The organism is Vreelandella sp. L-15 (genome assembly GCF_056857635.1).
The window spans coordinates 19,533-30,370 of the sequence record NZ_JBSXNN010000055.1; the positions used below are offsets into that span (position 1 = coordinate 19,533).

At 56.8% G+C, this 10,838-nt stretch carries 11 protein-coding genes; all 11 read right to left on the bottom strand.

From position 1 onward, the window contains the following. Positions 1-8: 8 nt before the first annotated feature. A complete protein-coding gene (locus tag AC13CY_RS07620) occupies positions 9-1,718 on the bottom strand; it encodes a hypothetical protein (protein WP_287837801.1) in 1,710 nt (569 codons plus the stop codon). Positions 1,719-1,769: 51 nt separating this feature from the next. Continuing rightward, the gene (locus AC13CY_RS07625; protein ID WP_287837803.1) at positions 1,770-2,549 is read right to left on the bottom strand and encodes a prepilin-type N-terminal cleavage/methylation domain-containing protein; all 780 of its coding nucleotides are present in this window, start codon (positions 2,547-2,549) and stop codon (positions 1,770-1,772) included. Then, positions 2,546-3,232: a hypothetical protein gene (locus tag AC13CY_RS07630; RefSeq protein WP_287837813.1), complete on the bottom strand. Its 687-nt coding sequence runs from the start codon at positions 3,230-3,232 to the stop codon at positions 2,546-2,548. Before AC13CY_RS07630 ends, AC13CY_RS07625 begins: the two co-directional genes overlap by 4 nt. Next, positions 3,232-3,798: a general secretion pathway protein GspB gene (locus AC13CY_RS07635; protein WP_287837815.1), complete on the bottom strand. Its 567-nt coding sequence runs from the start codon at positions 3,796-3,798 to the stop codon at positions 3,232-3,234. Before AC13CY_RS07635 ends, AC13CY_RS07630 begins: the two co-directional genes overlap by 1 nt. Then, on the bottom strand, positions 3,795-5,054 hold the full coding sequence (locus tag AC13CY_RS07640) for a hypothetical protein (protein ID WP_483052426.1): 1,260 nt from the start codon (positions 5,052-5,054) through the stop codon (positions 3,795-3,797). Before AC13CY_RS07640 ends, AC13CY_RS07635 begins: the two co-directional genes overlap by 4 nt. Then, a complete protein-coding gene (locus tag AC13CY_RS07645; protein ID WP_139794503.1) occupies positions 5,051-5,494 on the bottom strand; it encodes a hypothetical protein in 444 nt (147 codons plus the stop codon). The genes AC13CY_RS07640 and AC13CY_RS07645 overlap by 4 nt, the downstream gene beginning before the upstream one ends. 65 nt (positions 5,495-5,559) lie before the next feature. Next, positions 5,560-6,396, bottom strand: coding sequence for a prepilin-type N-terminal cleavage/methylation domain-containing protein (locus AC13CY_RS07650; protein WP_483052427.1), 837 nt, complete (start codon positions 6,394-6,396; stop codon positions 5,560-5,562). Between the two features lie 8 nt (positions 6,397-6,404). Then, on the bottom strand, positions 6,405-7,223 hold the full coding sequence (locus AC13CY_RS07655; protein WP_483052428.1) for a prepilin-type N-terminal cleavage/methylation domain-containing protein: 819 nt from the start codon (positions 7,221-7,223) through the stop codon (positions 6,405-6,407). Positions 7,224-7,478: 255 nt separating this feature from the next. Then, complete coding sequence (locus AC13CY_RS07660; RefSeq protein WP_287837823.1) at positions 7,479-8,753, bottom strand: O-antigen ligase family protein; 1,275 nt, start codon at positions 8,751-8,753, stop codon at positions 7,479-7,481. A 60-nt stretch (positions 8,754-8,813) separates the two neighbouring features. Beyond that, complete coding sequence (locus AC13CY_RS07665) at positions 8,814-10,250, bottom strand: MBL fold metallo-hydrolase (RefSeq protein ID WP_483052429.1); 1,437 nt, start codon at positions 10,248-10,250, stop codon at positions 8,814-8,816. 209 nt (positions 10,251-10,459) lie between these two features. Continuing rightward, a partial coding sequence (locus AC13CY_RS07670; protein WP_483052430.1) for an RNA-guided endonuclease InsQ/TnpB family protein occupies positions 10,460-10,838 on the bottom strand: 379 nt, incomplete at its 5' end.

A 10,838-nucleotide genomic window follows, 5' to 3' on the forward strand; every position in this document is an offset into this window, starting at 1 on the left:
AATCCGGCTTACAAAATCTGAACGCGCAGCACGAGAACTAGCTCGCGTGCCGTGGTCGATTCAGACTGCCCACCCAGCACGCTGCCAAACAGAGGGACATCCGTAATACCGGGCACCCCATCCCTTGAACGGTTACCACTTTCACCGATAAGACCACCGATAATGACCATGTCACCGTCGTTCAGCGACAACGATGTGGTCATACCCTTGAAGTCCACCCGGGGGAGCGAGATTTTCAGCGGATTCTGCGTGCTGCCTACCTCTACTAGCTCCATAGAAGAGGCCTGCACAGAGGTTTGCATCGGGTTAATGGTGAGATGGATAGCACCATCCTCGGACACAAACGGAATCACTCCCAGCATCACGCCGTCGAATACATTAGACGTCACTACATTGGACGTGGTCGCCAGCAAGCCGCCGCCACCGTTTTGCGTATTAGAGCTAGATTGGGCGATATAACGCATGTTACTACCCACACTCACCACGGCGGGCTGCGTGTTGCGCACCCGAATCGACGGGTTAGATAGGATATGCACCGTGCCAAAGGTTTTCATCAGGTCGAGCCCGATATTGTGGTTACTGCCCGACTGAGCAAGGCCCAGCGATGGCGTACCCGACGTACCTAGCGCAGTAGACGGAATCAACACGCTGCGGCCCGCATTCTCCGCCCCTGGCACCAATGAGTCGATCGCACCCAGCGCCATCGGGTTAGACGAGTAGGACAAGGCCACCTGGTTACGTAGGAAACTCCAATCAACGCCATAGCTGAACTGGTCGTTAAGCTCGACATCAAGAATCTGCGCCTCGATCAGCACCTGTCGGTTTAACACCGACTTATAGTGCTCAACCAAACGTCCGACCGCCGCCAGCTGAGATGGGCGCCCACGAACAAACAGCGTACCGGTGGAGCGGTTCAGCATATAGGTCGGCACCCCTTGCTGCCCCATACCGCCCTCTCCATTTCCCTCTCCATTACCCTGCCCGCCGATCAGCGATGCCAACATCCGGTCAATCTGCTCGTAAGGGTTCACATCATTGGTATTGCGTCCCGAGATTGAAAAGCTGCTGCGCAGCCCGCTGCTACCTGAGCCGCCACCCGAAGCCGACCCGCCATCGCCACCGGTATTACCGGCACCGAATACATCGCCCCCCGCGTTGAAGTCAGCCGTACTCATGGTGAGCAGGAAATCCATATCGAAAATCCGCTCTTCAAACTCCTCTACCACCAGCATGTTATCGCGGACATGCCCGGCCAGATCTAGCGCCTTAGTGATCTCCTCAAAGGCTTGGCTAGCAGGCACCGAACTAAGCGACAGCGACAGCGTGCGCGGCTGACGCGACAGCGAAGCAGGTAGCACCAAGTTCAGTCCTGCCTGATCAGCAATCGCCTTGAGCAGGTTACGGACATCAACATCGTCCGCCTGTAATGTAACGCTCACAGCATCAAGCGGGTTATAGCGGGGGACCACTGGCTCCAACACCACTTCCTGCTGTTGCTCCAAATTCTGCCTCAGCTCATCTTGCAGAAGGCGTAACTTCTCTGACTCTTGCACTAGCCGCTCTTGTAATAGTGCCTGCGAACGGTCATCCACCGTTTGAACCCTTTCGGCATCCATTTTGGAGGGGCCAACGGCACAGCCAGTTAATGACGCAGCCAGCAAGGCACCTATCCAGAGGCCTCGTCTAGGGTAAAGAGATAGTTGAGGGTCAAGGTTCATGTGGCTGCTCCTGATGCGCCTAATTCCGTACTCAATGTGTTGTTTTGCAAGTTATTGGCTTAAATAGCCAAGCAGTTCGGCAAAGCCCACCGCAATAACGGCATCGTCATACTGCTCCCCTTGTGCGGTCAGCGGGCCGGATACGCAAAGCCCGCTGCCCGAAGGCCAACGGAGGCTGCTATTTTCGCCATCAAAGGGTTGCCCATTCCTATCGGCATCTCTTGTGCCTGCGTAGGCCACGAAAAATGCTAGGTTGGCGATAGGGTTTCCGCTGCAATCAGCCGTTCCTGCCTGCTGTTCATCACCGGTCACGTAGATGCGATTATTATCAAAATTCCGCTGACCCAGGCTGTGCAGGGCGTAACGTAGGTCATCCAGGCTGAGATACCCGGCACTACCGGCCGGGTCATCGGTTCGCTCGGCTAATGCCGCTAGGTCGGTTTCAGCGGTATTATCGCGAAAGACACCGTAGACAAAGCGCTCGCGAACCGCTTTGCTCAAGCCTTGCGCCTCACTCATACCAAGGGTGAGAAAAGGCACACCACCAGCCATATGGGTTATCTCCCCCTGCCCGCAGCCGCCTCCGCTGCCACCTTCAAAACCATCACCGTTGGTATCGGCGCAGGGCAGCCGGTAGTGGCGCTCAGCATAACGATAGAGAGCTGCAGCGATCTGGTCGTGGTAACCCTGGGCAATGGCATCATCCTGGCTCAACGCATTAGGGCGATAGTGCATCGCCACCAGCGCCATACCGCCCAGCAGCGCCAAGACCAGCGCCAGCTCCAAGAGAGTGAACCCCCGCTGGCGGAGGGGGTACGCGTCAACCGTCATGGCTGCTCCTGCCCGCCACTTGAACGCATTGCATGAAGGTCAATCACCTCTTGTTGTAATGCACTCATCTCACGACTTAGCTCTTGAAGCCGCTGCGGGTTGGCATTCTCACCTTTCAGCGCTTCATCCAGCATCGCTTGGCTGACCTCAGCAAGCCTCTGGCTACTTACTAGCTGCTGACGCATCCCACCGATATCAATCTGCTCCTCTACCCCGTTCTCCCGCATTTGCTGGTTGAAGCCTTGAATCACATCCATCAATCCATCGATATCGTCTGGTTCAAGGTCCCGAATCTGCGCCAACGCGTCATCACGCGCGGCCCGGACCGCCTCACTGCGTTGTCGGATGCCCTCGCGCAGTGCCTGACGCTGCTGCGCTGCCTCAGATAGCACCTGTTCCGGTGAACGGGGCTCAGCTGATGAACTCATTCCCCCCTGCTCCCCTTCCACAGGTGCAGAGGCAGTTGCAGCGGCTTCGTTCAACGCCTCATAGCGCCGCCAAAGGGCATCAACATCCGTAGAGGCACCTCCACCTTCTACAGGCGAGGAAGAAGGCGGCATTACCACAGCGGGCACTTGTGCCGCTGGGCTTACCGGCGCAGGTTGCCGGCCCACCCACCAAAGCACTGCAGTCAACAGTCCAAGCAGCGCGATGCTCCATATCAACAGGCGGCGTAACGTCATTATTCAGCTCCAATCGTTAAGCGTGCTGTTTCACCACCGCGTGCCAACGTCACCTGGTTGGGCCTGATATCACGAACCACCACGCCGGATGCCACCGCATCGCCACGGCGCACATAGCGCCCATTGATTACCGCCGAGCGGGAGGTATCCGAGTACACCACCATGCTGAGCTGATAACGGCTCCACCAGGGTGCCTGCCTGACAGGAGGCTCTGGTGGCGGGGGTGGCGGCGCAACCACCTCCGGCGTTATCTCCACCGGCTCTGGCATAGCAGGCTCTGGTGCAAGTGGCTCGGGTACAAAAGCGTTGCCCGTCAGCAAGGGGGAGTCCTGCTGCCCTGCCTGCTGCAGCCTCACATCTTCAAGCTGCCTGCTTAGCAGCTCGTTCAACTCCAGGAACTCGCGTACTTTTTCGCCCAACCGTGCATCGAGGCTCTGAAGCTGCGAATCCTGGCTAGGGCGCCACGCCTGTGCGGCCCGCTCTTCGGCCATCGCAAACTGGTAGGCCATTGTGCAGGAGACCAAGGCAACGGCTAGCAGCCCAGCAGCGGTGTATTTCTTCTTCATGGTGCGCTCCAGGTTAACGCTAGACGGAACAGGCTATTACCGAGGCCGCTGGTAATCTCACGCCGCACCACTTCATAGCCAAGGCGCTTCAGCGCCATCACGAACTGCTCTTCTGCCGCGAAGGGCGCAGCCACACTGGCACTGCGGCCCGCAACGATGATCAGCACGCCGGTGTCATCCGACACAATGCCCGCCTCAACCAACTCAATACTGGCCGGAACCGCCTCGCGTAAATGCCGAATCAGGCTGGCTGGATCAGGCGTTTGGCGAACACGCTCAGCAAGGCGTACAAAGTCGGCGCGTTCACGCTGGGAAAGCACCAGCTCATCGGCACTGCGCAGCGCGCTCCCCATCTCGGTAATGGTGCTGCCAACGCTCTGGGTCTGCGCTTGGTACAGCTCAGCCTGAAGAGCGCCTGCCTCGTGCCGCCAGTACAAGGCCCCGAACGCGCTAGACAGGCATAGTGCGACCATGCCCACCGCCACCCAGGGCAACGCCTGTTGAAAGAGGTAGTGCAACCGGCTAACGCCATCGATATCGGCCCGTTTTAAGCGCAGGCCCTCAAACAGCTGGGTGGCTGGCAACACCGGCTCAGTGACCGGGATACCACGCACCGTTAGCGCATCAATTAGCGGCTGGCTTTCGTTCGTGCGGCGCTCAACCAGCAAGCAACCGCGTTGTCGGCCAGCATCAGCGTAACGATCCAATAATGAGGTGATATACGCAGCGATACGGATATAGTCGTCCGCTCCGCGCATATAAAGACGCTGGCGGGAGGCCTGCATGGCCTGGCCGTCCTGTAACATCAGCACATCCACACTATCGTCATGGACAAATGCCAAAAGGCCACTCTCAAGACCCTGCCGTTGCGCCAATGTCAGCAGTGCTTCAAGCAGCGGGAACAGCAGTACATGGTCACTCTGCTGTTTGGCCCAGCGCCGGTAACGCATAGCTACCGCCACCGGCACAGCGGTGTAGCACACCTGGGCTAGGTCTCTCTGCCGCTCGCGGGTATGGATAATCACCCGCGCCAAACTGTCGATATCTCCGGCATCGCGCAGTCGTTTTTCCAACAGCGGCGCCAGGTTTTGGTGATGGGCAGGCAACGCCTCTACGCCGAACGGCGCTGCCTGGTAATCGGTAATGACCACTGCTGGGCCGGGCAGCGCATCAAACTGCTCCGGCGCTAGCAGCGTATCGGTGTGTGTTTGCCACACCTGCCCCGACATATCCAACAGGCACTGCAGATGGGTCATTGCACTCTCCGCGAGTAATAATCACCGGAGAGGGATAGCTGGATCGAACCTGCCTGATCCTGAGCCGGTGAGTCGATATACAGCGAACCGCTGCTATCGCTTACCAGTTTTATTGAGAATGACTTGGGCAGCATGAAGCTATCGGAGCTGGACTCAAGGCTACTCATCAATGTGTCGGCTTCACGCCGCGAGAAGCGCTTGTTGTCAACTTCAATCGACCGTACATCCCACAAAGACGTCCGCCAGCCAAGCCCATCGGCACGCTCTGCCAGCGTTCCCCACTGGTCGCGCACTGCTTGCCAGCGCACCAGCTGCGCCCGCGCGCCCGCTTCTTGGTCTACCTGGCGCTGGTTATCTGCCAACTGCCGCTGTGCCACGTCTGCCGCCGCTTTATAGCTAAATGCCGTTTTCACTAAATAGGGCAATGCAAGGCTACCCACCAGAAGCACCCCAATACATACATAACCCCGAGCGGCCTTACACCCCTCAGAAAGCAGTGACACCATCATTGATCCATGACCCAGTGCGCGGTAACCAACACAACGCGCTCTTCTCCACTGGACGCCCCTTCACCGAAGGCACTAGGGTTTGAGTCTGCGTTGGTGTAACTGTTATTGGCCTCCCACTCATAGCCTGGAATATGGCGGCTTCGCTCTAACACATTGGTATTTGCGTTCTGCTGGCGGAAACGGCCTTCGTAGGCATCAGGCTTACCATCCACCATATGGTCCAGCTTGCGGGCCAGATCAGGGGTTAGCCCACGGATCACCATCACGTTGCCCGCGCCACTAATCGTTCCTTCCGGGTTCCACTGAAAGCAGATTTGCAGCTCTGCAGGATTACCATTGGTGTCTGTATAGGCGTAGCGGTCCTCCGACCCTTCAGCCCGCCCCGGCGGCATTCGAATACCGACGCGATCAAACAGCTGATGCAAATCCAGGTCAGACAACGGCCGGTCGCCGCCGCCAACGGTATTGGCGGGATACCCAGCACCGTGGCACAACCGGCGGCCCGTGTTACGGTAGTTGGCTGGAATACCCGCCACCCCACTGCCCATGTGGTCAAACTCCGCTTCATAGCCGTTTACCATCAGCGTCGGCGCCACTTGGTTATCGCCAAGCACAACGCCAGTACGCTGATAGTAAAGGTCGTAGTTCTGCTTCCACGGCATTAAAAACTTATTCTGGATACGGTTGTATTCCGCCTCACGGAGAACATCACGGCCAATGCTCACCCCGCCCAACATAAGACCAATGACCGCCATCACCACAACAATTTCCATCAGGCTGAACCCGCTCTGGCGAGCCCCTACGGAACTTCCCCCTGCCGACCTCATCGCCATCCCCCGACTCACTGGTTCATCTTATAGGTGGCGACGACCGTGATGACTTGGTCTTCATCAAGGTTCTCGTCGGTATTTGTTGCAGAGCCAGTGCTCCCTTCATAGGCCTGAGTATTGTTGGCAGCCCACTCAATGCCAGGCGCGCCATCAGAGGTATTAGAGACACCATATTGGCGGAAGAGCCCTTCACGAGCATCAGCCTGACCATCGATCATCTGATCCAGTGCCCGCGCCAAGTCTGGGGTCAGCCCGGCAATCACCATCACATTGCCGGAGCTGTCACCGGAACTGGCAGCACTGTATGGCTTATTCCACTGGAAGCACACCTGAAGCTCTTGAGGGTTGCCGTTGGTATCCAGATAGGCGTAGCGGTCTTCAAAACCCTCTGCCCGGCCCGGTGGCATACGCACGCCGTGGCGATCCATCTCATTGTGAAGCTCCACTGCTGAGTCCGCATCACGAGTCATGTTCGGCGCTTTGCCGCCTTGGCAAATGGCGTCAGGTGCCGTCACACTAGACATGTTTTGACCGGAAATTAGCTCGCCAGCCTCAACATCAGTATTGTAGGTAGCACCATTCACCATCAGCCGCGGCTGCGTTTGGCTATCGCCAATCACCACCCCAGCGCGCAGGTAGTGGGAGTTATAGGCACTGGCCCATTGGTCAACAAACTTCTGTTTAATCTTGGTGTATTCAGCGTTTCGCTGAACATCCTTACCAATCGAGACCGCGCCGAGGATTAGCCCGATCACAACCAGGACGAGTGAGACTTCCACCAGGGTAAAACCCTGCTGGCGGTGCGAAGAGGCATGTTTGACTGCACGCATGTTTTGTTCCATTCATGAGTGTTCTGAGTATCGGGCTAAGCGCAGGCTGGATAACTGCGTAAGCGGAACCAACTGTAACGATACTTACATAGCCCTTTAGTGCTATGTCAGTCTCTAAGACTCTCAAAAATCTCAATTTTTTCATGCATGCTGATAGCACTAAGCCGCTGAAAAATAACTTTTCAGCGGCCATGAAACAATTCACTTACCGAAAATTACCTAAGCCAGAAAGCTGATGTTCTGACTGAATGGCGTCTAACCGCGAGCACAAGGCCGCGTTGCTGCACTCGAATAGGCAGTACGACGATAACTCCCCCATAGCACCGCTAACCAAAACGCATAGAAAGTAGCGCCGCTGTTATGGGCCAAAAAAGTTTGCGATAAACCGAAATCAATAAATGCGACCGGTAACAGCGTGCCCGCTACCGCCAATGAGCGAGTGGGCAAATCAGGGTGCGATAAGCCAGGGGCAAACACTCTCATCGGGATCATATAAAGCATGAGCAGCACGGCCAGCCCCACCAGCCCTCGTTTAGCAAAGGCATCGATAAACTCGTTATGGGCATGGCCAAACTCAGCCGCCACGGGGGAGATAGCACCCTGCTCGCCTAGCTCCCCCAAAGCCTCACGATAGCCAGCCTCGCCCCAGCCCAGCAGTGGCCGCTCGGCAATTAACTGAGCAGCCCCGCGCCACATCTCAAAACGCAAGCCCAGCGATGTATCAGTTTCAGTACCGGATACATAGTGGCTAATATCGCTAACGGCAGCTTCAACCCGCTGCTGAACTCCCGTTTGCGGCAGCAAATAGACTGTTGCAACTAAGGCAAGCGCCGCCCCTACCGCTCCTGCTTTTATTGCCACCGGTAACTGGCGGCCATAACCACGGTAGAGCACATACGCCACCACCGGCAGCCCCACCCAGCCGCCACGGCTGCCGGACATTACCGAGCCCAGCATCCCTATCAAAGCTCCTAGCAGTAGCAAGGCAACCCACGCATGACGTTGGCGCTGAACCACCGCCCAGCCCAAGCCTGCAAAGCACAGCACGCCCATTAGCATGCTTAAATTGCCAAACTGGATCGCGTGCAGAAAGCCACTCGCCCGCGCAACGCCCTCTACGAGCTTCAACCACAGCGCCAAACTTCCGGCGCCAATAGCGCCTAGCGCTACCCCACCCCATAGCCAGCTTAAACGCGGCGGGTAGCGCAGTATCAGCAGCAGCACCGGGATGGCCAATAAAAAGCGCAGCGGCCTATCAAAACCACGAGAACCAAGCTCAACCGCCGACATAACGCCCACCACCAGGCCGTAGGCCACTAACGCTACGATGATCCAGCGGTCTTGGGGGAGCAGCACAAAGGAGGAGCACTTAAAGCGCTTAAATAGCAGGGCAGCGCTCGCCAGCAGGAGTAGCACGGGGCCAATGGAGTAACCAGAAGGTACCACCAGCGCCAGCGCGCCCATCAAAAACACAGCGAGACTGGTAACGTGAGACAACGGCTCAGAACGGGGAACATTGGGGCTTAACATACAGGTCACTAACCTAACCAGCGTCATAAAGCCGCTGATAGTAGCATAGCCCCAACCTAGCTACTCTGGCTGATTCACCGGTAACGTTACCTTCAGCGTCTTACCGTGTTTAGCGGCTAACGATTCAAGCGCCACTTTTAACGCCCTTCTGGCCTCGGCACCCCCGTGTACCAAATGGATGCTACGCGGCCAGTGGCGCATCTGCTTAACAAAGCCCAGTAATCCCGCTTGATCCGCGTGGGCAGAGTAGCCACTGATGGTGGTCACCCCTGCTTTAATGTCATAACGCTCGCCATCCAACATCACCCAGCCGCCCTGGGGGCCATAGCGCTGAATATCCCGCCCCGGCGTGCCAGCGCCTTGGTAACCTACAAACAGCACCTGATGGCGCGCATCACCCAGCATAGCTTTTAAATAGTTCACCACCCGCCCACCGGCACACATGCCGCTAGCAGCAATCACCACCGCAGGCCGCCCGCTTTCGGCTAAATAGCGCACCGTTTGCTCATGGGTTGCGTGGCTATCCACTGTGTAGAGCGATGTAAAGCTCAGCGGATGACGGCCAGCGCGAACGCGGGTTTGCGCCTCGCTGTCCCAAAATGGCTTGAGGTCTCGGTACACCTGGGTAAAGCGCGCTGCCAGCGGCGAATCGACAATAATTTCTAACGACTTCCACAGTGACTGCTTATCCGCACGGTGAATAATACCCTCAAGCTCATATAGCAGCTCTTGGGTACGGCCAATGCTAAACGCTGGCACAATCACCGTGCCATTATTATGGAGCGCGCGCTCAATGGCCTGTTTTAGCTTAGCGGCTCTATCCAAGCGGCCTTCGTGCAAGCGATTGCCATAGGTAGATTCCAACACCAGCACATCCGCTTTAGCTGGGGCTTTTGGTGCTGGCAGCAAGGGGGAGTTGGCAGCGCCCAAATCACCTGAAAACACCACCCGCTGCCGCCGCTTGTTGAGAGGGTCGCGCAGGGCAACCTCCACATAGCTGGAGCCTAAAATATGCCCCGCGCGCTGGAGCTTCATGTTCACATGGCAAGTAGGTGTTGATGTGACGTTATGCCATTTACCAAACGCTAATGGCACTAACTGCTGCTCCACCCGCTGCAAAAACTGCTCAATTAACCGTGCATCGCGAGTAAAGCCAATTTTTAAGGCGTCTTCGATGACCAGCGGCAGCAGCTTGGCCGATGGCTTGGAGCAGAAAATCGGCCCCGTAAACCCGGCGGCCAACAAATAAGGCAAGCGCCCAACGTGGTCGATATGCACATGGGTAATCACTAACGCATCGATAGTTTTAATATCAAAATCGATGGTTAACTGCTTAAACTCATCCTGCTCGGCATCTTCACCCTGGAAAAGGCCGCAATCAATTAACAGCGAATGGTGATCACCATAAAGGAGTTGATGACAACTACCTGTTACGCCGCTAGCGCCTCCGCGGTGAACAAGCCGAGAAAGAGGTTCTAAAGAAGCAGCTAACGACATGTTTAGCACCTTATTACCGAACAGGATACTCTTGACACCCTCCCCTCCCTCAGCTTGCGCTGCCGCCTTGCGGCGGAAAGGAAGGGGATTCCCAGGTCGTTACCTTCCTGGTTCCTGCTTCGATGTTCGTTGCCTTCAATGCCTTGGCACTGCTGGTCTTACACAAACTCCACAGGCGTACATTCCCGAGTGCCCCTCGGTATGATCTTTCAACCATCTGCACCGGCTAATAGCGCGGTGCCTGCTTGCAGAATGTTGCGGGCCGCATTCACGTCACGGTCGATGCCCTGAGTACCGCAATCTGGGCAGTCCCAGGTGCGAACATTCAGCGGTAGTGATTCCAGCACAAAGCCGCAGCTATGGCAGCGTTTTGAGCTTGGGTACCAGCGATCAATCTGGACAAACTGCCTTCCCGCCCAGGCCGCCTTGTAGTCAAGCTGGCGCACTAACTCCCCCCAGCCAACATCACTGATGGCGTTAGAGAGATGGCGGTTTTTGACCATGTTCTTCACCTGCAAACTCTCCGCTGCAATCACTTGGTTCTCGTTAACGATCTGGCGGGTGAGTTTATGCAGGTGGTCACGGCGC